18 protein-coding genes and 6 pseudogenes are annotated in these 26,086 nt (G+C 55.9%); 18 read left to right on the top strand and 6 right to left on the bottom strand.

Annotated features, from left to right (window positions below; all coding sequences use genetic code 11):
• Positions 1 to 198 precede the first annotated feature (198 nt).
• A complete protein-coding gene (locus ASD31_RS00415) occupies positions 199 to 1,047 on the bottom strand; it encodes a CsgG/HfaB family protein (protein WP_056328066.1) in 849 nt (282 codons plus the stop codon).
• 762 nt (positions 1,048 to 1,809) lie between these two features.
• Here ASD31_RS00415 and ASD31_RS00420 point away from each other — a divergent pair.
• The gene (locus ASD31_RS00420) at positions 1,810 to 2,505 is read left to right on the top strand and encodes an invasion associated locus B family protein (protein ID WP_056328068.1); all 696 of its coding nucleotides are present in this window, start codon (positions 1,810 to 1,812) and stop codon (positions 2,503 to 2,505) included.
• A gap of 526 nt (positions 2,506 to 3,031) precedes the next feature.
• On the opposite strand, the gene ASD31_RS00425 is transcribed toward ASD31_RS00420, so the two are convergent.
• Positions 3,032 to 3,367 carry a hypothetical protein gene (locus ASD31_RS00425; RefSeq protein ID WP_056328069.1) on the bottom strand — a complete coding sequence of 112 codons (336 nt, stop codon included), beginning with the start codon at positions 3,365 to 3,367 and terminating at the stop codon, positions 3,032 to 3,034.
• Between the two features lie 543 nt (positions 3,368 to 3,910).
• Here ASD31_RS00425 and ASD31_RS00430 point away from each other — a divergent pair.
• Positions 3,911 to 5,110: pseudogene (locus ASD31_RS00430) on the top strand (IS256 family transposase).
• 193 nt (positions 5,111 to 5,303) lie between these two features.
• On the opposite strand, the gene ASD31_RS00435 reads toward ASD31_RS00430, so the two are convergent.
• Positions 5,304 to 5,549: a hypothetical protein gene (locus tag ASD31_RS00435; protein ID WP_056328070.1), complete on the bottom strand. Its 246-nt coding sequence runs from the start codon at positions 5,547 to 5,549 to the stop codon at positions 5,304 to 5,306.
• 410 nt (positions 5,550 to 5,959) lie between these two features.
• Between ASD31_RS00435 and ASD31_RS00440 the strand changes: the two genes are divergently transcribed.
• Positions 5,960 to 6,856, top strand: coding sequence for a hypothetical protein (locus tag ASD31_RS00440; RefSeq protein ID WP_056328072.1), 897 nt, complete (start codon positions 5,960 to 5,962; stop codon positions 6,854 to 6,856).
• A 59-nt stretch (positions 6,857 to 6,915) separates the two neighbouring features.
• Positions 6,916 to 7,419: a hypothetical protein gene (locus ASD31_RS00445; protein ID WP_056328074.1), complete on the top strand. Its 504-nt coding sequence runs from the start codon at positions 6,916 to 6,918 to the stop codon at positions 7,417 to 7,419.
• Between the two features lie 56 nt (positions 7,420 to 7,475).
• Here ASD31_RS00445 and ASD31_RS00450 read toward each other — a convergent pair.
• Positions 7,476 to 7,637, bottom strand: a pseudogene (locus ASD31_RS00450) (PHB depolymerase family esterase); the annotation flags it as partial.
• Between the two features lie 467 nt (positions 7,638 to 8,104).
• Between ASD31_RS00450 and ASD31_RS00455 the strand changes: the two are divergent.
• A complete protein-coding gene (locus ASD31_RS00455) occupies positions 8,105 to 8,341 on the top strand; it encodes a hypothetical protein (RefSeq protein ID WP_056328078.1) in 237 nt (78 codons plus the stop codon).
• Between the two features lie 479 nt (positions 8,342 to 8,820).
• Here the strand turns inward: ASD31_RS00455 and ASD31_RS00460 are convergent, their stop codons facing one another.
• Positions 8,821 to 9,021 (bottom strand): hypothetical protein, encoded by a 201-nt coding sequence (locus tag ASD31_RS00460; RefSeq protein ID WP_082520384.1) that lies wholly within the window; start codon positions 9,019 to 9,021, stop codon positions 8,821 to 8,823.
• A 459-nt stretch (positions 9,022 to 9,480) separates the two neighbouring features.
• Here ASD31_RS00460 and ASD31_RS00465 point away from each other — a divergent pair.
• The 4 genes and pseudogenes from ASD31_RS00465 to ASD31_RS00480 all read left to right on the top strand — a co-directional run bounded on the left by ASD31_RS00465 (position 9,481) and on the right by ASD31_RS00480 (position 15,858).
• Positions 9,481 to 11,384 (top strand): annotated as a pseudogene (locus ASD31_RS00465) (PAS domain S-box protein).
• A gap of 273 nt (positions 11,385 to 11,657) precedes the next feature.
• Complete coding sequence (locus tag ASD31_RS00470; RefSeq protein ID WP_056328081.1) at positions 11,658 to 13,031, top strand: ISNCY family transposase; 1,374 nt, start codon at positions 11,658 to 11,660, stop codon at positions 13,029 to 13,031.
• Between the two features lie 324 nt (positions 13,032 to 13,355).
• Complete coding sequence (locus ASD31_RS00475; RefSeq protein WP_056328082.1) at positions 13,356 to 14,357, top strand: IS30 family transposase; 1,002 nt, start codon at positions 13,356 to 13,358, stop codon at positions 14,355 to 14,357.
• Positions 14,358 to 14,482: 125 nt separating this feature from the next.
• A pseudogene (locus ASD31_RS00480) lies at positions 14,483 to 15,858 on the top strand (ISNCY family transposase).
• Between the two features lie 6 nt (positions 15,859 to 15,864).
• Here the strand turns inward: ASD31_RS00480 and ASD31_RS00485 are convergent.
• Complete coding sequence (locus ASD31_RS00485) at positions 15,865 to 16,602, bottom strand: hypothetical protein (protein ID WP_056328083.1); 738 nt, start codon at positions 16,600 to 16,602, stop codon at positions 15,865 to 15,867.
• Positions 16,603 to 17,488: 886 nt separating this feature from the next.
• Here ASD31_RS00485 and ASD31_RS27020 point away from each other — a divergent pair.
• From ASD31_RS27020 to aepY, 9 genes and pseudogenes are all read left to right on the top strand, one after another.
• Positions 17,489 to 17,624 (top strand): annotated as a pseudogene (locus ASD31_RS27020) (DapH/DapD/GlmU-related protein); the annotation flags it as partial.
• A gap of 926 nt (positions 17,625 to 18,550) precedes the next feature.
• Positions 18,551 to 19,342, top strand: coding sequence for a S1/P1 nuclease (locus tag ASD31_RS00500; RefSeq protein ID WP_056328088.1), 792 nt, complete (start codon positions 18,551 to 18,553; stop codon positions 19,340 to 19,342).
• A 77-nt stretch (positions 19,343 to 19,419) separates the two neighbouring features.
• Positions 19,420 to 19,815 (top strand): hypothetical protein, encoded by a 396-nt coding sequence (locus tag ASD31_RS00505; RefSeq protein ID WP_056328090.1) that lies wholly within the window; start codon positions 19,420 to 19,422, stop codon positions 19,813 to 19,815.
• A 41-nt stretch (positions 19,816 to 19,856) separates the two neighbouring features.
• Positions 19,857 to 20,633: an ABC transporter permease gene (locus ASD31_RS00510; RefSeq protein WP_056328092.1), complete on the top strand. Its 777-nt coding sequence runs from the start codon at positions 19,857 to 19,859 to the stop codon at positions 20,631 to 20,633.
• A gap of 113 nt (positions 20,634 to 20,746) precedes the next feature.
• Positions 20,747 to 22,525 (top strand): class I SAM-dependent methyltransferase, encoded by a 1,779-nt coding sequence (locus ASD31_RS00515; RefSeq protein WP_056328093.1) that lies wholly within the window; start codon positions 20,747 to 20,749, stop codon positions 22,523 to 22,525.
• A gap of 308 nt (positions 22,526 to 22,833) precedes the next feature.
• Positions 22,834 to 23,292 (top strand): annotated as a pseudogene (locus ASD31_RS25110) (transposase); the annotation flags it as partial.
• A gap of 159 nt (positions 23,293 to 23,451) precedes the next feature.
• On the top strand, positions 23,452 to 23,641 hold a 190-nt coding region (locus ASD31_RS27025), incomplete at its 3' end, for an adenylyltransferase/cytidyltransferase family protein (RefSeq protein WP_413813783.1).
• 36 nt (positions 23,642 to 23,677) lie between these two features.
• Positions 23,678 to 24,955, top strand: a complete 1,278-nt coding sequence (gene aepX / locus ASD31_RS00525) for a phosphoenolpyruvate mutase (RefSeq protein ID WP_200952112.1) — start codon at positions 23,678 to 23,680, stop codon at positions 24,953 to 24,955.
• Positions 24,955 to 25,829: phosphonopyruvate decarboxylase (aepY, locus tag ASD31_RS27030; protein ID WP_413813768.1), on the top strand; the 875-nt coding region annotated here is incomplete at its 3' end. The genes aepX and aepY, both read left to right, overlap by 1 nt.
• Positions 25,830 to 26,086 lie beyond the last annotated feature (257 nt).

Genomic DNA, 26,086 nt, shown 5'->3' on the forward strand with positions numbered 1-26,086 from the left:
AGCCAAATTTAACATTTAGTTAATACGGATATTGTTTACACCAAAAATGGTTCGATTTTATAAGGAACATTTTTGGGGTAGTTCCTCCCACGGCAATTGACTCCGGATTTTTAATTGTTGCGCAACAAAAAAGCCGCCAGCTCAATGCTGGCGGCTTATTTGCAAAAGAAGACGACTTCGAAAGGATGAAATACAGATTTACGTGGTAGGAAGCTTTTTATCGCCGTATCCGGCTTCAAATCCCCGGATAAAGCCAGGCTCCATTGATCGATCTTTCAAATGCCAGAGACCCTGCCGAATTCCATCTACCGTAAGAGAATAGACAGCAAGCTCTATGCCTTCCCGTACAGCCAGCGAGCCAGGATCGTTGCGTGACTGACCCAATTCGATCTCGAGCAACTCGCCCGCCGTCGCGAATTTATAGGCGCCGCCGCGAACCTGTACGGAATAGATCTGCTTGGTGGTCGTGGTCGATGCCAGCACCTCACCGGTCTGGACGCTCACCGCGCGCAAATTCACGGTAACGATATCGGACCTATATTGCATATCTCCGCCAATGCCGAGATATTTTGCGCCGGCTCCCCCGGTCAGCTCATTGGAGTCGTAGCCGACAATTCCACCTTCTAGTAGAAGGCCGGCAAATCGTACCGGGGGAAGGCCGCTGGGCTGACCATAGGCGCGTTGGGTATTTTCGATCAACGTCCGTTCCTGCACGAGATTTTTTAGGCCTGTGCGCTCGACAACTCGAAACCAGCCGCCGCCGCCGGTTTTCTTCAATACATCGATCAGAATTGCCGCCCCGCCCTGCGTTACCGCACGGCTGTACTCTGCGAAACTTTCGTTTGGTTTCGCTTGCCCAGTAAGGTCAGGGAAATCATAGACGGCGACGTCAACAGGCGTCTCGGGCGTTGGCAAAGCCACTACCTTTGGGCTCGTCTTTGTCGGAGAGGTCAGGGTCGCCGCTGGTGTGTCAAGTTGCTGGCCGGTTTGACAACCTGAAAGAACGAACGCCGCAGACAGTGTCGCAGCGAGTGTGATGAATTTCATATTCCCCCCAGTATTCGCGCCGTACTTTATCGCTGATAACAACAAGTCAGCTGCGCAAAAAAAAAAAATTCAAATAGTCAAGCTCTGGCGATGTCTTGTTGACCTGCGATATCGACTTACTAACAAACCGGCGGCGAGTCACGTGACGCCAATAAAATCTTTAATGTTTCGTTAACACAAGGGAGGATTTAGCAAAATCCAACTGGCGCATAACACCACATGCCCGGATTTGGTAAGAACCATTTTTGGGGCAATTGCTCCCACTCGAATAATAAACGCCCCTTCACTCACTTCTAACCGCGCCCTTGCCAACAGAAGGCCATGCAGAACCATCGACACTTTGTTTTATAATTGCCGACGACCCGGCTCCCACTGTTGGAAACGCTTGGCCGCTTGTGGGTATGAGCTTTGGATCTCGGGCCGCAGCTGCCCTGTTGTTTTTCGGTGTCGTGCGTCTGACTTTCGGCCGACGCAAGTCGGGGGATGCCTGGGGAACATAGGCTCCGCCTTTTTGAGCGCCAACCGCTTGACCTACATAAGCTTGCGCCTTGCTGGCGTTCGGGCTCGAAGACACCATGCACAACGACAGCACAAAGGCATTGATTGTCAAACGGTTATAATTCATTTTGTGGGACACAGCTGGTTTAGACCTGAATGGGATTTAGTGATTTCTGTGAACGCAATGTTGTTTAATAAGGCTTTGCACGATCGATGATAATCATTTCTGATGCATGTAACGCTTGAATATTAAGGATTCGGATCTTGAGCAAGTTTAAACTTCGGAAGAAAGCCAAAATATGTGCGCTCTTTTTGTTGTGCGGGACAAGTCTTGCGGCTTCCCAGGACGCAACCGGTCCGCTTTTTTCCACGCCTGCCGGGCGCTCCACAACGGGCGCGCCTATCCTTTCCAAACCTGCGACCGAAAATAATGGGGCAATACTTGATTTGCCGGGTGGCAACGTGAAGCGGCTCGAAAATTCGGACGGGCAGAAAGAAAAGCAAAGAGCCGCCTCAGAAAAAGCAAATCCCACGTCGGGGAGGGGAGTAGCCGGAACCTTTGGGGCTTGGGAATTGGAGTGCATCGACGACTCATCCTCGTTGAAGCGCTGCCAGGCAGTCGGCCGCGTTCAATCGTCGGATGGCAAGCAGGTCATTCTTGTAATGAGCTTGGCGAGAAACGCGAAAACGACATCCATGCAGATGGCGGTTCCCTTGGGCGTTGCGGTTCAACCGGGCGTCAAAATTGAGATAGCTGGCGCATACAGTGACACGATGCCAGTTAGCCGGTGTACGGCTCAAGGATGTTTGGTGGAGGGGACCGCCCCTGTGAAATTGATTGATGCCATGATCGCCAAGGCGACGGCCTCGATTAACGTCACGACACCAGAGGGGAAAATCATTCCAATCGCACTTCCGCTAAACGGCTTTGGAGATGCCTATTCAGCCTTAAACGATTGACCGGGGAAACGCTTTTCGAACTGGCGGCTCATCGTCTGCGACATCCTACAGGAAAACAGAGACGAGATAACCCTGGTCAAGTCGGCGAAGCGCCACATATGGTCGCGGAACGCTTGATTTCCTCAAGCCCCTTTATCAGCACCGACATTCAGTTGCACTGCGTCAGCGCCGACATTCCGCGCTAAGCCCGCCGCCAAGAAGGGCGACGTCATAAGCTTTCGTGGCCAGTGGCAATCGCGGCTGGGAAAGGTCCGGATCGGAACTTCTCTTCGCTCGCTGCGATGCGATTGAAGCCGTCATTGCTAGGCATGGGCGAGGATGCAGGTGACAATTAGACCAACGAAAAGGATTCGAGGTATGAAAGGAAACCCTTCGCACCGGAAGACGTAGCGGCGAGAACCTGTCGTGAATAACGGCCGTCGTATTGCGCGTAATCAGCGAGGATTGCACAAAACAGGATGAGGATTGCAACCACGTATCTCATAGATACGTTATAGCAGGGATTGCTTAATAAAGATTGAACCGACTAGTGACCAGATTGTATCGTCGATCGTAACTCGTGATCTTCGTGTTCGAGTAGGATGCGCGTATGTGCACTTCGCGCCTCGCAGATGGCTATCAGTTCGATAGCTTCCCCATTCCGGCGCTGGCGTTCTTCACGGTTGAGTTCCGCCAAAGAGCTTTCTTCCAGTAGGGTATAAATCTTCTCTACCAGTTCGCTTGCTGAGTTAGCGGAAGAGATAGCCACTTCGGAGCCCTTCGCTTCGGACTGTGCGATGAGTGCCATAGCTTCGTCGCGGTGCTTGTCAGCCGTTTTGATGATGAAATCTGTGACGCACGCGGTATGATCTTTTTGTTTCATGATGATACCCCTTGTCGGATGGTCTCATCATTTTAGCACCCCCTTATTTTTTAGCAAACTTATGTTTCCCAAGTCAGTGGATTGATCAACTTGGTCAGCTCGTGATCCAACACGCGCTACATGCATATCTCCCCTTCAAACACAGCACACCGACAAAGGGTGATTTCGGGGTATGGTGCCCATGCTAAATAAGGAAAACGAGATGTCTTTGAAGAGCCGCCTGATTCACCACTTTGTAAGTGCCCAAGAGCGTCGCGCTCAGCTTTATGTCAATGGCGCGCTGTGCCGTCTCGATGACGAAACGCTTTCCTCGCTCGGATTGGTGCCACACGAGGTGCGAAGCCGCCCTAGCCGTTCAATGATGTGACCACTTGCGGCGTTGGGGTCATCCGCCGGTAACAATGAACCTTCCTGGCTGCTTTGGAATGGCTGACCGCTGACGCTGGGATCGTGTCCCAGCGAGTGGGTGTAGCTGGATTTCATAGCCATCGGTGATTTCCGGTAGGGTCGGGTTGCTTGGAACCAACCTGAATGACACCACCGATGACCGACGATATGATGAACCTGCGTTCGCTTGTTGAGAAGAGCGCAGATGCAGATTTGCTGCGCGATATGATCGGCTTTGCCGCCGAGAAGCTGATGGCACTGGAAGTTGGCGCTGCGACTGGTGCAGGCTATGGCGAAAAGAGCGCGCTTCGTGTCGCCCAGCGCAACGGCTATCGCGATAGAGATTGGGAAACGCGAGCCGGAACGGTGGAGCTGCGTATTCCCAAGCTGCGGACAGGCAGCTATTCCCAAGCTTCCTCGAACCCCGTCGCATGGCCGAGAAGGCTCTGACCGCGGTTATCCAGGAGGCTTATATCCAGGGTATCTCGACACGCTCGGTCGATGACCTGGTGAAGGCCATGGGCATGAGTGGCATCTCCAAAAGCCAGGTCTCACGGCTTTGCGAGGAGATCGACGTCAAGGTCAAAGCCTTCCTCGACCGACCCATCGAAGGCGAATGGCCATACATCTGGATCCATGCCACTTACCTGAAGGTGAGACGCGGCGGTCGCATCGTTTCCGTCGCAGCCATCATCGCTGTCGGCGTCAATGCCGATGGACGCCGGGAGGTGCTTGGGTTGGAGATCGGCACGTCCGAGGCCGAGCCGATCTGGACAGAGTTCCTGCGCAAGCTGACGCGCCGGGGCTTGAGAGGCGTGAAGCTCGTCGTCTCCGATGCCCATGAGAGCATCAAGACGGCCGTTAGCAAGGTGCTGAATGCGACTTGGCAGCGTTGCCGGGTCCACTTCATGAGGAATGCTCTGGCGCATGCCGGAAAGAGCGGCAGACGCGTCGTTTCCGCTTTTATTGCCAAAGCGTTTGCTCAGGAGACGCCTGAAGCCGCCAGCACACAGTGGCGCAGCGTCGCTGATCAGATCAGGCCGAAGGTGCCGAAACTGGCCAATTTGATGGATGAGGCCGAGAGCGATGTGCTGGCCTACATGACCTTTCCAAAGCAGCATTGGGCCAAGCTTCACAGCACCAATCCCATCGAGCGCCTCAACGGAGAGATTAGGCGACGCACAGAAGTGGTGGGCATCTTTCCCAATGATGAGGCCATCATCCGGCTCGTGGGCGCCTTTGCTGCTCGAACAGAACGATGAATGGGCCGTTCAACGGGCTCGATACATGACACTGGAAACCATCGGACAAATGAGCGATGATCCTCTCATCAGCTTGCCGGCAGTGGCGCGCTGATACTCATCCGACCATCTGGGATGAGCCGTGGTCGTCTAAGCTACACCACGTCCAGGGACACGCTCGACGCTGGTCTGTGGCCAGGGGAATCTGAATTCCCGGAATTATGTAGCAAATGCCACCAGCCCTGCTTCTCACGCGCTCAAGGGATTGACGGCGACATCCAACGCGGATGCGTTCAATTGTCCGACGGCTACCGCGATCGTTTCCAGAACATTGTGGCGTTGATAATCCAGCCTTCGGCGGTGGTGCCCATGCCTGTCCCGAGCCCATGGCCGACGGAGGCATATTCCCGGTACTCGACCCGCGTGCCGAGCCGCTTGAGTTCCGCGATCCTGCTTTCCCTGGAAGAGGGCGAAGCGATCCGGTCGTCCGACCCCACGACTGCGAACGTCGGCGACTCGCTTTCGGAATGATCGTAGTGCGCGGTGTAGGCCATACCGACTGTTGCAGGTTTGGGTAGCGCATCCTCGCCGAATGCGGAGACCCGATAGACGCCGCCATCCGCGCGCCTGCCGAGCTTCCCCAGAGAGAATAGCCTTCCGTGGAAATATCGAGCGTCTTGCTGTTTCTCAAGACGTAGGAGACCGCGGCGGCTAGGTCTTCGGTTGCCACCCCATCGCCCTGTCCGACGCGATACTTCAGGACGAAGACGTTAGCACGATGCATCAATTCCGAACGGTGTGACGCGCGTTGTCTGTTGCCAACACCGTGACAGGATGGGACGCACGGCTTGCTGTGCCGACACTTGGCGCATCACGGACCCGATTGTTAAATCAGGGTTGCCTTGACGTTTATTGCGCGTTCACCATATTCCTCTTCGACACAGATCATGTCGGAGGTGAACTCATGAAGGACAGGATGAGGTACGCAGTCACTCGTTTCTTCGCAAAATTTGATACCGTTCCCCAAGCGACTATCGCAGAAAAACTTGCGGTCTCCGAACGCACGGTTCAACGCTTACGAGAAGGTTCAAACGAGCCCAGCGAGGGCACTCTCGACCGAATGCGCGAAATGATTGATCGGCATGACACCGAGGTCCTTGCCACGGATAGTGAGCGGATCGCCCGTGCCGAGCAAATACGGGCCAGCCATGAGAAACAGCAGAGAGAGATTGCGTTATCCACCTACCAAGACAAGTTGGAGAAGCGCTATCCACTGTGGTTCAACCGCGTGAAAACCTACATCGCCGCCGAACGTTATGATGACGCCATTGAGACCATTTTGGACCATCGGCAAGATCGCACGACCTGGCCGCACATCGACAAGGAGGCGAAACCGTATATTCTCCACGCCTTGGGCGTCGCCTATTATCGGACAGGCAGGAACCTAGAGGCATTGGAGGCTTCAGAGGTGGCCGTCGCTGGGCTGGTTAAAGATGGCCGCAACAGTGCGTCGTCCGAGTTGCATGCCTGGTGTATAGTCATGAAGGGTCTGAGTTTGATGAGGCTGTTTAGGGCCAAGGAAGCCTTTACGCACTTCGAAGACGCCATCCTCATTCGACCCGAGACCGATGGAGCTTACTACAACGCTCTGTGTTGTGCTAGTTTGCTGAAAGAGAAGGACCTCGTAGGTTATTGGGCGGGAAGGTATATAGAAGCCGTCAGTCGATTTAACGTTCACGACATAAATGATGTCCTCATGAGAGTTGAGAAGGACAAGGACCTTGTCTTTTTAAGAGAATTGCCTATCATCGCGGACTTCAAGGCCCGCTTGCTGAGAGAGCAAAGCGAAAGAGCCAAATAAGGAGAAGCATCATGCTGAGAGATAAACCAGGCCTCGTTACTCAACACTAAGAGAAAGCGATGTCCAAAGAACGTCTCGTTTTCCCGAAGCCAGAGGATACGCGCCTTCGTTCGCGTATCCGAAAATGGCTGCAGAAAGTCTGGGCGTCTGACCCGCGGCCCACGTCTGATCAATTGCCGAATCGCTCGAGAGCAAGCGCCGTCGCCTTTGCTGTCGGGACAGTGTTCGGCTTCTGTCTACTCATGAATTTTGTGCCCGGCAGCTGGCTCACCTTGGTTCAGACGGCGCTTCTATCGGTTGGCATTGGGCTGGCTTCGGCTGCATGGACCTTTGTATATATCACCAACGCAAAGCGTCTCTTGAAACGCGGGTTTATAACCGGTGCGTTCGTCACGCTTTTAGCGATCTTTGGCTATTCGTTCGCGTTCAGTGTGACGGGGGCGACTGATAAGCCGGTTGAGATTGCCGCAGATGCGCCACTCCAAGGCTGGTCTGTCGCTGGGGCAATTCTCATCGTCGTTCTGCTCTTTCTCGGCATGCTTCACGAGTCGAAGAACTCCTGATCACGGTGCAGCACAGCTGCCCCGATCAAGTGGCATATAAACCTGCTCGTAAGCCCGCGTAAGTCATCGTTGAACCAGTTGAAACAGAGAATGGCGTTGTTATCCTGAGACGGTTCTGGAAACAACACGGCGAAGCCATAGTCTTCGGCCAGCCTTGACCAGCCCGACCCCTCGTCATACCCGGCGGCAGTCTGCGGTGCACCATGAAGCACGGCGAGCCAGATTGCCAACCGATTAACTCAGGTAATGCTGCAGCGCACAATTACAACAGGGAAATAGGGTTGTCTTGACCCAAGGGAATTCTTCCGATCCCGGCTACCTTTCGAAGGTGAACCCTCGGGGACATCTAAATGGACCGGAGATCAGTGAAGAGGTCCGCTCAATGACTTCGGTGACCAGTCGGGTACGCGTTGATTGTTGGGCTGTACGCCACCATCACGCACTACGCTCAGTTTCCTCGGCAAAGCTAGGAAAAGGGCGGCGGGAAGATCGCAAACCTCGCGGCAGAGCGTTATGGCTGCTATTGTCGCAGAGCGGCAAGGAGCCTGTTCCCGCTGCTCCGGTGCTTCGAAAAGCAAACGCGATGTTCCGATCCATGGTCACCCATCGAAGTGGGCATCTTTCACCACCATAGGGTCAAGCCGAAAAATGTGGTAAGCGCCAGCCAAACAACAAAAGGAGCGTAATGGTGGCTGAACGGACCGTAGAAGATGCAACAAACCGCATTTATGAATCCCTCCAAGCGGACAATGCCAAGCTCGACCTTCATATTGCGGCCCTTAAGGCTGCCTTGACGCGGGAGGGTTTGAAAGAGGCCGTATTTGACCCGGCTAGGCTCGTGCAAAACAACCGTTCTGGCAGGAAGCTCATGCAGGCCTACTTTCGACAGCGCGGGGTGACAGTGAAATACTTGGCTTCGTGAGCCTTCCTGACGTTAGACAACCCGCAGTATGATAACTGACCGGATCACCCCCAGCAAGGACCCGCCCAAGGCCTGGCCTTCGGACGCGAGTTGAAGTGCCGCGTCCGTTGCCGGGCGCGACACTGCCGACGTACTTGGAAGCTTTCGGCCCAAGCTGTGTTCGCCGTATCTGGTCTCTGCTACGTTAAGATGCGCGTCGCGAGTTCTCGCAGCAGCGTAACAGATTTCGAGGGAAATTCTCCCTCGCCCCACAGTTTCGCGAAGCCCATGAGCCATGTTCATCGAGGACCTGGTCGGCAGCCTGCAGAACAGCAGCTCCAAAAGCGCCAACCTCACAGATGTCGTCAACTACGACCTTTGCTGCCTCAGTCGGTTCACTGGCCAGAGCTCATCGAACTCCAATATGGTTTCCATTGAAGGAATAAAATGCCCCGACCGATTGAACGATCAGGGCTCTAGGTGGGCTCTAGCCCGGGGCTCTAGTGCTGGGCTTCTAGCGCGTCGATCAAATCGACCTGACCACGCTTTCCGCTCTGATATGTTTGAAGGAGGATTTTTGCTTGCTCTGTCGCATCTTTGCGGGGAACCTTGTTATGGCGGCACCAAGCCTCAAGCGTCTGCGTAAGCATATTCAGATCACCAGGCATTATCGCTTTCGCGTGCGAATTCAAATCGAACATGGCCATTTCTCCTACCTTTCATTGGTGGACATGGACACGATATGCGGAAACGAGGCCTTTGCAAGAGACTGATTCGTGCGTGCGCAAGCGTACAAATGGGTTTCATCGAAATGATTAACGGAAATCTGGGCCGGACGACGCCTTGGCCCTGTGAAGCCGTGTTTATCCCAATACGTGGCATCGGTTGTTTTTGATCCTTTCTTGTTTAGCGTGTCTGGGGGTCCCAGTTCCTCAAGCCGTTCGCTGGGGCAGGGCACTGTGAGCGGCTGCGAGCTTCAGGAAATGGGCCTTAATATGCTCTGGTCCAACGACCCTTCGCCGCGTTCGGCATGGTCGCGTCGCTCGAGAAAACCGGTTTCGCTCGCAACTCACGCTGTCTTCGCGTATGACCGCCAATACACCTGCTTGACCGTTTCAGCAGACTACGTTTGGCGAGCTGGCGTAAATGGAAGGAAAACAATGATCGCAAACGTTGCCGCCTTGCAAAGCAGGGCTATCGAAGAGCGTTACCGTATCCTGGTCGATGCCATTACCGACTACGCAATCTATATGCTCGACACCGGCGGTCACGTCACCAGCTGGAATACGGGGGCGAACCGCTTCAAGGGATATGTCGAGTCCGAAATCCTCGGCGAGCATTTCTCGCGGTTTTATACACCAGAAGACAGGGAAAAAGGCATTCCCAATATCGCGCTCCAGACAGCTGATGCCGAAGGGCGGTTCGAGGCGGAAGGCTGGCGCGTGCGAAAAGATGGAACGCGGTTCGGGGCCCACATCATCATCGACGCGATCCGAGATGAGGACGGTGAGCTTCTCGGGTTCGCGAAGATCACCCGGGACCTGTCCGACCGCAAAATTGCCGAAGAAGCGCTGAAGAAGAGCGAGGAGCAGTTCCGAAGACTCGTTCCGGGTGTCAATGACTACGCCATCTACATGCTTGACCTCGATGGACATGTCGCAAGCTGGAACTACGGTGCCCAGCGCATCAAGGGATATGATCCCGAAGAGATCATAGGGCAGCACTTTTCCCGCTTTTATACCGATGAAGACCGCGCCGATGGTCTGCCTGCTAAAGCATTGGAGGTCGCGGCCAGTGAAGGACGCTTCGAAAAAGAAGGCTGGCGCGTCCGCAAAGACGGCACGAAGTTCTGGGCGAACGTCATCATCGACGCGATCCGTGACGAGGACGGCACCATGGTCGGATTCGCCAAGGTAACCCGCGACATCACGGAAAAGCGCGAAGCGCAGCAAGCCTTGGAGCGCGCGCAGCTGGAGTTGTTTCAAGCGCAAAAAATGGAAGCCGTCGGCCAGCTTGTCGGGGGGGTCGCGCATGATTTCAACAATCTGCTTATGGCGGTGCTCGGCAGCCTGGAGGTCGCCCGCAAGCGCGCCAGTGTCGGCCAGAACGTCTTAGGCCTCATTCATAATGCGATAAGGGTGCCAAGCGCGGGGCAACCCTAACCCAGCGTCTCCTTGCGTTCTCGCGCAAACAGGAACTGGAGCTCGAGCCGGTGGATATCCCGCGACTTGTCAACGGAATGGCGGAACTCCTCCAGCGAACCATCGGGCCGACAGTCGAAATCAGGACCTCGTATCCTCTGGTCTTGTCAAACGCGCTCTCGGATTCCAACCAGCTCGAGAATGCACTCCTCAACCTCGTCGTCAACGCCCGTGACGCCATGCCCGACGGCGGGCTGATCCGGATCGAGGCCAGACAGTGTAAAATCGGCGACCGAGAGGTCCCGGAACTGGTAGCTGGCGAATATATCTGTCTCTCCGTTACGGACGAAGGCGTGGGAATGGATGCAGAGACCCTGAGAGAAGCGACAACGCCCTTCTACACCACGAAAGGGATAGGCAAGGGATCGGGTCTGGGGCTTCCTATGGTTCAAGGCCTGATGGCGCAGTCTGGAGGTTGTCTGAGGCTAAAGTCGACAAAGGGCGAAGGCACGATAGCCGAGCTATGGCTACCTGTCGCGCCGAAGGTGGTAGAGCCTGTCCCCACTCCTGCGGTCGAACCGTCGCCTGCGCCGGCCGGGCGCAAGTTGTCGATCTTGGCGGTTGACGACGACGCGCTCGTCCTCATGAACACCGTCATCATGCTTGAGGATCTCGGTCATACCGTAACAGAGGCGCATTCGGCCAAAGACGCTATCCGCCTTTTGAAAGAGGGGCCAATTCCCGACATGGTCGTGACGGATCATGCGATGCCACAGATGACAGGGGCGGAACTTGCGAAGTTTATCCAGGATGAATACCCACAGGTCGGAGTGATTGTCGCGTCTGGGTATGGTATCAGCAACGAGCTTGACGACGAGTGGCCCACCAAGAGCTTGCCTCTCGTGCGGCCATGCGCCTTCTGATCGTCGAGCGCCACAATCTCGTCGAAGCTCCTCCGTCTTGGTACCGATTTCGCCCATTTCGCTTTCAATGAGATGCCTTTGCGGACATCCGCTGCTTTATGAGGTGTTTGGGAAACATGACCGTGCTTTGACAGGAACACCAGCGTAAACGCGTGCTGGTTCCATAATTCATATTACGCGATGAAAGTGTGTAGCCGCAAAGTTAAAGTGTCCTATTTTTGCAAAGTTGGAATGTCACACTCTCCGAGGTTTTGATGACCTGGGAGACAGCCGATGGGATTGATAGCGATGAGCGAGCGTGATCTGCAGCGGATTGAGGTTTTGTCGAAGGTGATGGCCGGCCGGATGACGCTGGTGGCGGCGTCACATGTGCTTGACCTGAGCACGCGCCAGGTGCGTCGATTGCTGGAGCGGATCCGAACGGGTGGCGGAGCATCGATCCGGCACAAGGCGATCGGCCGACCGTCGAACAACCGGATCGGCGATGGAGTTCGCGATTATGCGATGACGCTGGTTCGCGAACGCTATGCGGATTTCGGGCCGACTTTGGCGACGGAGAAGCTTGCCGAACGCGATGGATTGCGTGTGTCGCGCGAGACGTTGCGCGGCTGGATGTCGGAGGCCGGACTATGGCTGTCACGCAAGCAGCGCCGGACGTTTCATCAACCGCGCTTGCGGCGCGAAGCCTATGGCGAGCTGGTACAGATCGACGGGTCGGATCATCGCTGGTTCGAAGATCGAGGCGATCCTTGCACGCTGTTGGTGTTCGTCGACGATGCGACGGGCAAGCTGATGCAGTTGCGCTTCGTACGATCCGAAAGTGCGTTCAGCTACTTCGAGGCGCTGGCGCTTTATCTGAAGGATCACGGCGCCCCCATTGCCTTTTATTCCGACAAGCATTCGGTGTTTCGGGTGGCGAAGAAGGATGCCAAGGGTGGCCAGGGCATGACCCAGTTCGGGCGGGCGCTTTGCGAGCTAAACATCGAGATTCTTTGCGCAAACTCCAGCCAAGCGAAAGGCCGCGTCGAGCGGATGAACCGGACCTTGCAAGACCGTTTGATCAAGGATCTGCGCCTGGAGGGCATCTGCGGCATGGACGACGGCAATGCCTTCCTGCCGCAGTTCATGGAGCGCTATAACCAGCGCTTTGCCATCGCCCCTACCCGTTCCGACAATCTGCATCGGCCGATGAACCTCGCGTCGGACCGGCTCAGGGACATTCTGTGCAAGCGCGAGCAGCGTTATGTCGGATCGCAGCTGACGTTCTCGTTTGAACGCAAGCGGATCATGCTGCAGGAGACCGAGATGACGCGAGGTCTGGTCGGTCGTTATGTCGAGACCTATGCCTATGCGGATGATCGATTGGATGTGCGTTGGAAGGGCTATTCCCTGCCCTACAAGGTGTTCGACAAGGAGCAGCGTGTGACGCATGCGGCGATTACCGAGAACAAGCGGCTCGGTGAACTCCTGGCCTATATCAAGGAGCGTCAGGATCAGCAGGTGAAGCCGGTGGTGAAGAGCAACAGCGCCAAAAATGGTTATAAGCCGAAAGGCCGCAAGCCCGGAAGGCGCATGGATTACATGAACGATCCGGCGGTGATTGCGCGGCGCGAGAAAGCGTTGCTGAGACAGCAAGTTGGGGAATAAGGATTGTCACGCACGCCAATGTCGCCTTAGGTACCGACCGGCGACGGCACAGCTGTCAGTGAGAAAGCTAAAGCCGAAGGGGTAGCCCTCAGCCGCCCCCGCCCTGCCCTTGCAACCCGGCCCAGCCGGTCCGGTCGGGGGCTGGCCCCAGTGCAAGCGGACATGTCGCATTTCTAAATGGCTGACAACGTCCGAAGTGACATTTCTACTTTGCGCAACCGTGGACAGTTCAACTTCACCGCCACAAAGTGTGTAGCCGGGTACATTCTATTTCCAAGTGCGACATGCCAGTAATTTCAATGGCTTCGTTTTGGAGAATTTGGCATGTCCCGATGCTATACGCAGATCACCCTCGCCGATCGTCGACGCCTGCATGATCTGGTGGCGGCGAAAGTTCCCGTCAATGAGATGGCGCGTCAACTTGGTCGCCATCCTTCCACAATCTATCGCGAGATCCGACGCAACACGTTTAGGGATCGCGAACTACCGGACTATGACGGCTATTACGGCCACGTTGCGAACGATATTGCCAGAGACCGACGTCGCCGGTTGAGAAAGCTGCTGCGTCACCCGGAATTACGAACAGAGATCATCAATCAGTTGGAGGCTCGCTGGTCCCCGGAGCAGATTTCCGGACGGCTGCTGTTGGACGGGCTCAGTCGTATTCGCGTGTGCAAAGAGACAATATATCGTTTCATCTATAGCAAGGAAGATTATGGGCTTGGTCTCTATCAGTACCTGACCGAAGCACGCCGCAAACGTCGTCCAATGCGCTCCAGGAAGCCGCGCGACGGTGCGTTTCCAGCTACGCATCGGATATCCCAACGGCCTGATTTTGTTGGAGATAGATCAAGGTTTGGGCATTGGGAGGGCGACCTCCTCATCTTTGAACGCCCATTCGGCCATGCCAATGTTACGTCCCTCGTGGAGCGCAAAAGCCGCTATACGGTTCTCATCAAGAATCCGAGTCGCCACTCGCATCCAATCATGGACAAGATCATTAGAGCTTTTTCTGCTCTACCCGCGTTCGCGCGTCAAAGCTTTACGTTTGACCGCGGCACCGAGTTTGCCGGATTTAGGGCTTTAGAGGATGGGATCGGTGCTCGGAGTTGGTTTTGCGACCCAAGTGCGCCTTGGCAAAAAGGGACCGTTGAGAACACCAACAAGCGCATCCGACGCTTCCTGCCGGGCTCCACAGATCTAGCAGTGGTGTCGCAACGTGACCTTCTCCACCTCACTCGCCTTATCAACGATCAACCGCGTAAATGCCTCGGATACAAGACGCCTGCCGAGGCATTTATGGCACATTTGCAGGATGGGCCGTGATCCCCTACTCTGTAAACGGCTATGATGCGCTTGGGTTAGCTTCTCCACCGCAAAGTTAGAATGTCCTACTTTTGCAAAGTTGGAATGTCACACTTCCCGGGTTCTGATGAACTGGGAGAAAGCCGATGGGATTGATTGCGATGAGCGAGCGTGATCTGCAGCGGATTGAAGTTTTGTCGAAGGTGATGGCCGGCCGCATGATGATGGTGACGGCTTCGCATGTGCTTAACCTGAGCACGCGCCAGGTCCGTCGGCTGCTGGAGCGGATCCGAACGGGTGGCGGGGCATCGATCGGGCACAAGGCGATCGGCCGGCCCTCGAACAACCGGATCAGCGATGGAGTTCGCGATTATGCGATGACGCTGGTCCGCGAACGTTATGCGGACTTCGGCCCGACGCTGGTTGCCGAGAAGCTTGCCGAACGCGATGGGTTGCGTGTGTCGCGCGAGACGCTGCGCGGCTGGATGGCAGAGGCTGGGCTTTGGTTGTCGCGCAAGCAGCGCCGGACGTTTCATCAACCGCGACTGCGACGCGAGGCCTATGGCGAGCTGGTGCAGATCGACGGGTCGGATCATCGCTGGTTCGAAGATCGAGGCGACCCCTGCACACTGCTTGTGTTCATCGATGATGCCACCGGCAAGTTGATGCAGTTACGCTTCGTACGATCCGAAAGTGCGTTCAGCTACTTCCAGGCGCTGGAGCTTTATCTGAAGGATCACGGCGCCCCCATCGCCTTTTATTCCGACAAGCATTCGGTGTTCCGGGTGGCGAAGAAGGATGCCAGGGGTGGCCAGGGCATGACCCAGTTCGGGCGGGCGCTTTGCGAGCTCAACATCGAGATCCTTTGCGCAAATTCGAGCCAGGCCAAGGGTCGCGTCGAGCGGATGAACCGGACATTGCAGGACCGGCTGATCAAGGACATGCGGTTAGCGGGGATTTCCGGCATGGACGACGGCAATGCCTTCCTGCCGCAGTTCATGGCGCAGTATAACCAGCGCTTTGCCATCGCCCCTACCCGTTCCGACGATCTGCACCGGCCGGTGAATCTAGCGTCGGACCGGCTCAGGGACATTCTGTGCAAGCGTGAGCAGCGTTAGGTTGGGACGCAACTGACGTTTTTTCGTTCGAGCGCCAGCGGATCATGCTGCAGGAGACCGAGGTGACGCGGGGTCTGGTTGGTCGCTATGTCGAGACCTATACCTATGCGGATGGCCGATTGGATGTGCGGTGGAAGGGGTACTCCCTGCCCTACACGGTGTTCGACAAGGACCAGCGGGTGACACATGCGGCGATTACCGAGAACAAGCGGCTCGGCGAGGTGCTGGCCTATATCAAGGAACGGCAGGATCAGAGGCCAGTATCCAAAGTGAAGACCAACAGCGAGAAGAATGGCTACACGCCGCGAGGCCGTAAGCCAGGACGACCAACGGACAACATGAACGATCCGGTGGTGATTGCGCGGCGCGAGAAAGCGTTGATGAGGCCGCCGGCTGCGGAATAAGGATCGTCAATGTACGCCGATGTCGCTTTGCGTATCCGATTCCAATTGCAGGCAAGCGGGCCAAAGTGGCGTCCTGTGGAAGGCTCCATCCTGAAGGAGCGTGAGTCCCTCTCGCGCCTCATAAAGCAAACCCAGCCAGCACAAGCGCCGAAAGACGCCATACTGGAGGTCAGATCTCAATTCCCAGGCCTCCATTTTTATGTCGCCATCCCTCAGATGTGCCAGGCTTGGATCGAGGATCTTTATGATATCGATTGGCGTGCAACCTTCTCTGGCCTTGATATTGAGAAGATTGAGGAACAGGCGCCACCAGCGTAACCGCGCCCGCACCTCCTCGTCCCGTTCGGTGTCGTGGACATAAGAATAGAGATAATCGCTTGCGATCAGATCGAAGAAGGCTTGCGGTTTTGCCAAAAACTCCCGGCCGCGTTTGGTTGCCAGCAGTACATCCTTTTTCCGGCGAAGAAGCTTCAGATGACGGGCCATGTCGCGCACCACCCAAAGTGGCGGCATGTCGCCTTCATTGAGCACCTTGTTCATGCCGTAGAGGTCTTCGGCTGTGAAGCCTGGCCAGAGGAAGTGGACGGCGGCCCAATGCACGAATTTGCGGTTCATGGCGCCGGTTGCTGTCAATCCTATGCCACCCTCACCGTCGGCGTAGGCAACGGCAAGAAGCATGCCGCGAAGAAGGGGTGACAGCGCGGCGATATCGACGTTGCCCTGCAATTTGATTTCCGGAAGCATCCCGCGGCTCTGATCCCTGCCCTGCAACACACGCCTGGTCATAGTACAACCGGCGGCGCAACAATTGCCACTGAGAAAGCTAAAGTCGAAGGGGGTGGCCCTCAGCCGCCCCCGCCCTGCCCTTGCAACCCGGCCCAGCCGGTCCGGTCGGGGGCTGGCCCCGGTGCAAGCGGACATGTCGCATTTCTAAATGGCTGACAACGTCCGACCGGACACGTCTACTTTGCGTCACGACTGACAGCTCAACTTCACCGCCACAGTGTCCCCGACGTAATCGTGTCGAGTGAAGATGGCTCTCCCTATCGCCAAATTGAAGACGGAGCTGCTCGACAACTTGCTCCAGGGCGTCGAGCCGCTCCGATGTGATTGACAGACAGATCTGCCCCGACCGCCTATTGTATTAGCGACCGACACGGAATTGTGTCTACTGATGATGGTGATGGCAGTATCTTGCTTCCGGCCACAGCGATGTTTATGACGAGTATAGATAGCGTTCTGAGGAGCCGTGCTCAACGGGACCTAACCGCGAGAGATGACCGTGAAAGCCGTCGCAACAGATGTAATCGTTGGCCGCCGAGCCGTCATTGAGACAGAATGTCCTGTCCGCTTGATAGGACCGTTAAAACTTAGCGGTTCTATGTGCATTGGCGCGTACACCTACGTCAGAGGCCCGGCGGTGATTAATCGCCTTCCCACTATCGGCCGGTACTGCAGTATTGCGCCGGGGCTGAGCGCCGGGGAGTCGGAGCACCCGATCACGTGGCTCAGCACGTCACCTTTCCAGTTCTCTGCCACAAAATTCAAGTTTCACGAATGGCACAAGGATTTCGAGTTCTCGCCGCGCAATAGGAAAACCGACCCGACGAAACGAAAATGCCCGCCGATGATCGGAAATGATGTTTGGGTTGGGTCTAACGTGACATTGCTGAACGGTGTAAAGATTGGAGACGGGGCGATTATCGGCGCTGGCGCCGTTGTAACTAAATCCGTTCCACCCTATGCGATTGTCTCGGGAGTCCCGGCTGTAGTCAAATCGATGCGGTTCCCCGATGAGCTAATAGAGCGAATGCTCGCTGTTCAATGGTGGAAGTATGACGCCGTCGCACTATCCGGACTTCCGTTTCGGAGGCCGGAGACAGCGCTTCGCATGTTGAATACCCGAATAGAGAGCGGGGAGGTGAAGGTAATGCCGCCGTCCTTCGCGCCGCTCGTAATTGCGCGGAAACGGAAGGGCGCTGTGCCACAAATTCATGCAGCTCGCGACGAAGCTTCCGCACCTACGGGCATCGAATAACATTAAATTGGTCAGGTTGGATTAACTACTCGTCGGCTCTTCTTTTGTCTTCGGTTCCCACGGCACGAGGTTCTGGCTCACGCTATCGAGGCCAGCTCTGCGCCTTGTAGATGACAAGGATGCCGGCGGCACCCTTGTCCCAGCCCATGGAAGCGGCAGTATGAACCAAGGCCAGCGCCGTCCGCTTGCGAACTGTCATGATGTTGTCTTTTGCCGTTGAGGAACCTAAAGACGTTGGCGCGATTAGTAATCACTTGGCCTGTAGTTTTGGTTCTCCGGGTCGACAAGGGCCCGACCGAGATTCGCTCGCGCCGGGCCTCGCCTACTCACTGGTGGAGACTCCCGATGCCACGATGGATGATCACGACAAAGGATGACGCAGTCGACACAACGCCAGCTCGTCAAGTAGCGATCGAAGCTGCGAACCTTGAGGACGCTGCCGAAAAGGCGGCGGCGATGATGCAACCTTGGGAGAAGGTTTCAACGGTTGAAGCGCTACCCGATCCCCATGGACCGCAGCCACACGAAGCTGTCGGGCCGAAATAATCTCCCTCGCTGCGTAATTCCTGATCTCTTATGATCGGGCTAGACGTCGGCTCGATTCTTGCTGGCCAGAGGTTTAGGCAAGTGCTGCCGATATGATTGGAGCTCACCATGAAGCGACTGTCTCTCACCGCTGTGCTCTTGCTGTGCGGCTTCACGTCAGCCCTTGCCTGGGGTGTAAAAGGCCACGTGATCGTTGCCATCATCGCCGAGCAGCATCTGACGCCGCGTGCCCTCGCAGCGGTAGGTGAACTTCTTGCCGAGGAAGGCAAGTCCTCGATGGCCGACGTGGCGAACTGGGCCGATGGCGTCCGCCGCCTGAAAATCCCGATCCAACCATCTCACTCCGTTCGCATCGATGGAGGCTATGAGCCTTACAATCCTCGCGATTGCGGCAAAAACTACTGCATTCTCGCGGCAATTGACGCGAACATCGAGGTGCTGCGTGACCCGAAGGCCAGGACAGAGGCTAGGGTGATGGCTTTGAAGTACTTGATCCACTTTGTTGGCGATATCCACATGCCGATGCACGCAACAGAGGCAGGGCGTGGCCTGAAGGTAATCTTCCGCAAACGCGAGGTTACGCTGCACAAGGTCTGGGATACTTATATTGTTACCAACCAGCGAGGCGACGTGCGCACTCTTGCACAACGTGTCCAAGAATCCGGAAAACGCTACCTTGCGAACAAAATAACGCCCATCGACTGGGCGCTGGAAGGCCGTGACATCACACGAGATGTCATCTTAGTTGGCACGCTTGCGAACCCCACCGCGGCACCGGTCGTCCTGCCCTCCACCTATGCAGAAGATAACTGGCCTGTGGTAAAAGAACGCTTGAACCTCGCTGGATTGCGATTGGCAAATTTATTGAACGATGTCCTCGCAACAGATGAGCCGAGATGATCTCGCCTTTGGGTATCTCCTGATCTTGATGAATTCTTTCAGCGTCGTTATGCTCATCCAAAGCATGAGGGACCGAAATGAAATTCAAGGACGTTATCGCCAAACTGAAGGCGGCGTCTAAACCATCACGAACGCTTGATGGTTTCATTGCGCAGTCTTTGGGATACAAGAAGATTACAGCGACAAAAACACAGGCGGCGTGTTGGGTTTCGCCTCAAGGAAAGCCAGCGAAAATCCCGAGATATACGGCATCTTTCGATGCGGCCCGGCTTCTGGCTATTGCTTCCGGTCCCGTTGGCGGCGCCAGCTGGGACGGAACGACTGGAGCGGCCCGCGTTGGGGCAAACGAAAGCTGCGTTGCCGACACCGCTCCGATCGCGTTGTGTATAGCGAGCCTTTACGCCTTGAATGACGCCAAAGACGACAGGGCGAGAGAGGCAGATGAAGCCGCCAGCGACCCTGATGAAGGATAGCCGTCGCCCACCTTCACCCCCCCAAAAACAATAGGACCCTCGTGTATTATATAAACCAGCATTTTCGCGTCGTTGCCGCGCTCGCCATACGGGAAACGTCCGCGCGTTATGGAAATAAACCTGGCGGGTATCTCTGGGCTATTCTTGACCCTTTGGCGCACGTTCTAATGATGACGTTTTTGTGGGGCGCCATTTCCAGATCGCCTGCTTTGGGCACAGATATCGCACTTTTCTTCGCCTCGGGATATCTCCCCTTCGCAGCGTATCAGGGAATGTCCCACTATATCGCGAGTTCCGTAAAGGCAAACAAGAACCTGTTCTCTTACCCTGTCGTCGCCCCAATTGATGCGGTAATTGGACGCTATATCGTGCAACTCCTAACATCGATTTTGGTCACATTCCTCGTATTTGCGATAACCACGTCGGAGATTTCACATTTTCGGTATCTCGAACTAGGGCCCGCAGCCTCTGCGTTTGCTTTGGCGACAACGCTCGGGCTTGGAGTAGGTATGGCTAACGTGGTCCTTTTCAACGCGTACCCTCTGTATGAAAAAATCTTCGCCCTGATTAATCGCCCGCTTTTCCTGGTATCAGGCGTCTTTCATCTTCCGGACGCCCTGCCCCGAACAGCACACGATTTCCTGATGTGGAACCCACTTGTCCATATCGTCATGCTCTTTAGAACCACGATATATCCAGGATACCAAGCGACCGGTCTGAATGTCGAGTATGCAGTTGTTTTTACCGTATTGGTGTCGGTTGGTGGGCTCGGGCTGTTTACTATGTCAAGGACCCTACGCGAAGATCCGAAATACTAAGTGCGCCCCAGCCCTGGCCCAGAGCCGGTACGTCAGTTTTATGACAGGCGTATTGCAATTCGTTAGATGATCGCTAATTCTTCTCCGCGTCAAAAAAGGGGAATATAGGCACGATGACGATATCCAATGCTATAGTTGAGTTGATTAGTGTAGACGGCCAAGCCTCATATCTCGACGGCACCACCTCTTCAGCCGATAAGCGGCGGGAAAATGCTGCGAAACAATTTGACGAGCTGCTAGACGCCAAGATCGTTGAGCTCATCAAGCGCCACACCGCAGATAATTCTTCGGCCTCGGGCCAGAACGCCGGTGCCTCCGGAATGGGTGTTGTCGCTGAGATCAGCCGTGAACAAGTTCGCGGTTGGGTTATTCCAACAGGGGATCATGACAAGGTCCTCATAAAGGTGAACGGTCGGGTCGTGGCCGCTACAGCGCCAGCAAAGCGCATTAAGTTCGAAGGCGGCTTCCAAGAGTATGGCTTCAGCCGGCAGATTGGGGACCTTTTCAACTTTCTTGGAACGGATGACCGGGTAGAAATCGAGTATAATGGTAACGCTCTGCCAATCGTTCAATGCGGCATGTATTATAAGCGCATCTCGAAGATCGTTCGAAAAAGCCGGGTTGAAAAACTATTTGAGAAGATTGACCAAGGGTTCGTCTTCAACAAATACGGGAAACTTAGGCTTTCACTTCACAAAGACGAAGTGTTCAAAGTCAAGCTTATCGAGCTTTTCGATACCGTAGCGGCAGAAGTTAAGGCCGAGTTTGGATACGACCTGTTCCCGACCTATGGAACCATGCTCGGCGCCGTTCGAGAAAGGAACTTCATCGGCCACGACAATGATTTCGACAGCGCCTACATCTCCAAATATTCAAATCCGGAAGACGTCCGCCGGGAGTTTGCGCAAATTTGTGGCTTCCTTATTGATCGTGGGTACTCTCTCAGGGCTCAAAAAACCCACACATGGGTCAGAGTTCCCGGTACCTCGCATAAATTCGATATTTTCTTCAGCTACTTCAATGAGAGCGAGAACTACGAGCTTTCATACGGGACTCACGGCCCAGCCCTAACTAAGAGTGACGATTTCTACAATCTTGTCGATGCAGAGATCGGCAATTTAAAAATTAAAATCCCGCGCAACCACGACGCGATGCTGGCACAGATATTCGGTGAGCGTTGGCGGATACCTGACCCAGGCTTCAAACATAAGTCAAGGACCCGGCATTGGGACCGTCGCTATCACCTCACTGTGCCCGAAGTCTCATCCCTATATTGGAAGCAGTTCTACCGCGACAATCCGATCGCCGGCGGATCGTCGTTTGCCAATTTCGTAGCTGAACGACTACGTCCCCAAAGCGTCATTGCTGAACTGGGATGCGGATCGGGCCGCGATTCCGTCTATTTCGCCCAACATGGTCATCATGTGTTTGCCTCTGACCGGGCGGTCGAGGCGATCGCCCAGGGAACCTCGAACTCGCAGGAACTGTCCACCATCTCCTTTTCTCGAGTTGACGCCAGCAGGTCGGAGGAAGTGTCAGGTCTCCTGAAAAAAGCCTTTGGTTCTGATGTTCCAGCAACTGGCGATCGCGTCGTGTATATGCGGTTTTTCCTCCATTCGGTTACAAAAGACATTCAGGATGTGATCATCGACGCCATGAGGGCCACCCTTCCGGCTGGGGTGAAAGTAGCGCTAGAGTTCCGCACGGAAAAGGATGCCGAGGAAGCGCACGTCTTCGGCGGACATTACCGCCGCTATATCCCGCTGCGGGAGATGACCGAGACGTTGCAAGCTGCAGGATTCAGAGTAACGCATTCTGAGGAATCCCGCGGGCTATCGCCATATATGGGCGAAGACCCCTTCCTATGCCGGATACTTGCAGAAAAAGAGTAGCTAGAAGGCCCGCCCTCCCGGCAGGGATGTGCGGGCCATACCTAACAACGACATGCGATCGGTCGATCTCAGTCCCTATAAGAGCGCCGCACAAAGACTTATTCGCCAATTCCGTGAAAAGCGGGGGTTATATCGTGAAAGGCGACCTTGCCGCCGCCCTGATGATGGAAGGTTTCGAGGAGACGGAGGCCGCGCTTCAACGCGGCACGAAAATAGGTGGATCAGCCGGCCTTTCTGGATCTGGAGTTCTGCGATCATTTCTCCCGGCTTGACGACGGCGTGAAGCTCTTGCAAGGCTCTCCCCATGAGAAGGTCGTGCCGGCACGATGACCCATAAATCTAAGCGGCACAACGCAACGACACTTTTCGCAACTCTAAATGTTCACGACGGCTTCGTCATCGGCCGCAATATGCAGCGTCACCGGCATCAGGAATTCATCCGCTTGCTCAACACGATTGTAGCTCAGTTGCCCCAGATAAGGGGTTTCACGTCATGCTGGACAACTACGCAGCACACGAAGAGCTTAAAGTCCGGACCTAGTTGGCGCAGCACCCACGCTGGATCTTCCATTTCGTTCCGACATGATATTCCTGGTGGAACGCCGTCGACTGTTTCTTCGCAAAACCCACCCGTCGACGGCTGAAGAACGGTGTCTTTTCATTCGGTCGTTGATCGTCAGGCAGCCATCCACCGCTTTATCAAAGAGCACAACGAAGAACCCAAGCCGTTCGTCTGGAAAGCAGACCCTAGCAGGAATTTTCATTGAGCGGCGACACGCACCTCGTGCACAGCGAAGGAGATTTTCGTCTTGCGCGTAGCTCAAATTCATCTAAAACACCGAAAGTTCGACGCGAAATCACATACACCAGCTACAGGTTGAAGAAGAGGTTTTTAGATGTCCCTGAATAAAAAAGTATATGTCGCCATGAGTGCGGATATTATCCATCCAGGCCATCTAAACATCATAAAGGAAGCGGTGAAACTTGGCGATGTCACGGTCGGAGTTCTGACCGACAGGGCGATCGCCAGCTACAAGCGCGTGCCCTATATGTCCTACGAGCAGCGCAGCGCCGTGGTGGAGGCACTCAAGGGCGTCGTTCGCGTTATCCCGCAGGNTTTAGATGTCCCTGAATAAAAAAGTATATGTCGCCATGAGTGCGGATATTATCCATCCAGGCCATCTAAACATCATAAAGGAAGCGGTGAAACTTGGCGATGTCACGGTCGGGGTTCTGACCGATCGGGCGATCGCCAGCTACAAGCGCGTGCCCTATATGTCCTACGAGCAGCGCAGCGCCGTGGTGGAGGCACTCAAGGGCGTCGTTCGCGTTATCCCGCAGGAAACGCTGGATTATGTACCGAACCTCGAAGCCGAGCGCCCCGATTTTGTCGTCCATGGCGATGATTGGAAGGAAGGCGTTCAGCGCGAAACCCGCCGTCGGGTTGTGGAAGCGCTGGCGAARTGGGGCGGCCAGCTGGTCGACGTGCCCTATACGCAGGGCGTTTCCTCGACCCAGCTGAACAAGGCCGTTCGYGAAATCGGCACCACGGCGGATATCCGCCGCGGCATGCTGCGCCGGCTGCTGGCCGCCAAGGATCTCGTGCGSGTCATGGAAGTCCATACCCCGCTCACCGGGGTGATCGTCGAGCATGCTTCGGTCGAGCTCGACACCGGAACGCGCAGCTTCGACGCCATGTGGGCATCGAGCCTGACGGAATCCACCGTCAAGGGCAAGCCGGACATCGAGGCCGTCGATATCTCTTCGCGCATCGCAAACCTCAACGATATCTGCGAAGTGACGACCAAGCCGATCATCTTCGACGCCGATACCGGCGGCAAGATCGAGCATTTCAAGTTCACCGTCCGCTCGCTGGAGCGTGTCGGTGTTTCCGCCGCCATCATCGAGGACAAGGTCGGCCTGAAGAAGAATTCCCTGTTCGGRACCGATGTCGATCAGCAGCAGGATACGATCGACGGCTTCTGCGAGAAGATCGCCGCCGGCCAGGCCGCCAAGGTCACYGAAGAGTTCATGATCATCGCTCGCATCGAAAGCCTGATCCTTGATCGCGGCATGGATGACGCCGTTGCCCGCGCCCGCGCCTATTGCGAAGCCGGCGTKGACGGCATCATGATCCATTCGCGCCGCAAGAGCCCGGCGGARATCCTGGAATTCTGCGAGCATTTCAACARGTTCCGTGGCGACAAGCCRCTGGTCGTCGTTCCCTCCAGCTATAAYTCGGCAACCGAGGAAGAACTKGTCGCCGCCGGCGCGAATATCGTCATCCATGCCAACCACCTGCTGCGCAGCGCCTATCCGGCGATGCTGTCGACCGCYCAGTCGATCCTGCGCCAYGGCCGTTCGCTGGAAGCCGATTCCCAGATCATGTCGATCAACGAGATYCTCTCGCTTATCCCGGGTACGAAATAATGCAGCCGGARCGCTTTCTCGAAACCCTCAAGGACAAYGGCATCACCTTYTTTGCCGGCGTCCCGGATTCGCTCTTGAAGGAGCTGTGCAAATGCGTCACGGCGACGGTGCCGAGCACGCATCATGTCATCGCCGCCAATGAGGGCGCCGCCGTAGCACTTGCGACCGGCTACCATCTCGGCACCGGCAATTACGGCTGCGTCTATCTGCAGAATTCCGGCCTCGGCAATATCGTCAACCCGTTGACGTCGATCGCCGATGCCGAGGTCTACGGCGTGCCGATGCTCTTGATCATCGGSTGGCGCGGCGAACCCGGCGTCAAGGACGAGCCGCAGCATGTCAAGCAGGGCCGCGTCACGCCTGCCCTGCTTGATGCGCTCGAAGTTCCCTATATCGTCGTCGAACAGTCGACGGATGCCGCTGGTGTCATCGGCCAGGCCGTCGCCATGATGAAGGAGCGCAACCAGCCGGTCGCGCTCCTGGTCCGCAAGGATGCGTTCGAGAGCTTTGCCGGCAAGGGCGAGACGCTGCCTTCGGGTGGTCCGCTGTCGCGCGAAGAGGCGATCGAGATCGTCGCGGAAGCCATTTCGSCRGACAGCGTCATCGTCGCGACGACGGGCTTTACCTCGCGCGAACTCTACGAATACCGCGTTCGCAAGGGCGAGACCGCGCCGAAGGATTTTCTCACCGTCGGCGGCATGGGYCACACCGCGTCGATCGCCATGGGCATCGCCATCGCCCAGCCGGATCGCCAGGTCGTCTGCCTCGACGGCGATGGCTCCGTGCTGATGCACATGGGCGCCATGCCGGTCATCGGCAAGGCGGCGCCGAAGAACCTCGTCCATATCGTCCTCAACAACGGCGTGCATGATTCNTGGCTCCGTGCTGATGCACATGGGCGCCATGCCGGTCATCGGCAAGGCGGCGCCGAAGAACCTCGTCCATATCGTCCTCAACAACGGCGTGCATGATTCCGTCGGCGCCCAGCCGACGGCCGGCTTCTCGGTCGATCTCCAGGCTGTAGCGAAGGCGAGCGGCTATGCGTCGGTTTCCGGCAGCGACAGCCGCGAAGGCATTCTTGCCGCCATCGCCGAGGCTTCCGGATCAAAGGGCCCTGCCTTCATCGAGCTG

This window comes from Rhizobium sp. Root482, from assembly GCF_001426565.1.
Classification (GTDB): Bacteria; Pseudomonadota; Alphaproteobacteria; order Rhizobiales; family Rhizobiaceae; genus Pararhizobium.

Coding starts and splice junctions, on each gene's coding strand:
- ASD31_RS00505 (WP_056328090.1), top strand. CDS start 19,420: ATGAAATTCAAGGACGTTATCGCCAAACTGAAGGCGGCGTCTAAACCA.
- ASD31_RS00435 (WP_056328070.1), bottom strand. CDS start 5,549: ATGGCCTACACCGCGCACTACGATCATTCCGAAAGCGAGTCGCCGACG.
- ASD31_RS00475 (WP_056328082.1), top strand. CDS start 13,356: ATGTCCCGATGCTATACGCAGATCACCCTCGCCGATCGTCGACGCCTG.
- ASD31_RS00445 (WP_056328074.1), top strand. CDS start 6,916: ATGTCCAAAGAACGTCTCGTTTTCCCGAAGCCAGAGGATACGCGCCTT.
- ASD31_RS00455 (WP_056328078.1), top strand. CDS start 8,105: ATGGTGGCTGAACGGACCGTAGAAGATGCAACAAACCGCATTTATGAA.
- ASD31_RS00515 (WP_056328093.1), top strand. CDS start 20,747: ATGACGATATCCAATGCTATAGTTGAGTTGATTAGTGTAGACGGCCAA.
- ASD31_RS00460 (WP_082520384.1), bottom strand. CDS start 9,021: ATGTTCGATTTGAATTCGCACGCGAAAGCGATAATGCCTGGTGATCTG.
- ASD31_RS00425 (WP_056328069.1), bottom strand. CDS start 3,367: ATGAAACAAAAAGATCATACCGCGTGCGTCACAGATTTCATCATCAAA.
- ASD31_RS00440 (WP_056328072.1), top strand. CDS start 5,960: ATGAAGGACAGGATGAGGTACGCAGTCACTCGTTTCTTCGCAAAATTT.
- ASD31_RS00500 (WP_056328088.1), top strand. CDS start 18,551: ATGAAGCGACTGTCTCTCACCGCTGTGCTCTTGCTGTGCGGCTTCACG.
- ASD31_RS00470 (WP_056328081.1), top strand. CDS start 11,658: ATGGGATTGATAGCGATGAGCGAGCGTGATCTGCAGCGGATTGAGGTT.
- ASD31_RS00415 (WP_056328066.1), bottom strand. CDS start 1,047: ATGAAATTCATCACACTCGCTGCGACACTGTCTGCGGCGTTCGTTCTT.
- ASD31_RS00485 (WP_056328083.1), bottom strand. CDS start 16,602: ATGCTTCCGGAAATCAAATTGCAGGGCAACGTCGATATCGCCGCGCTG.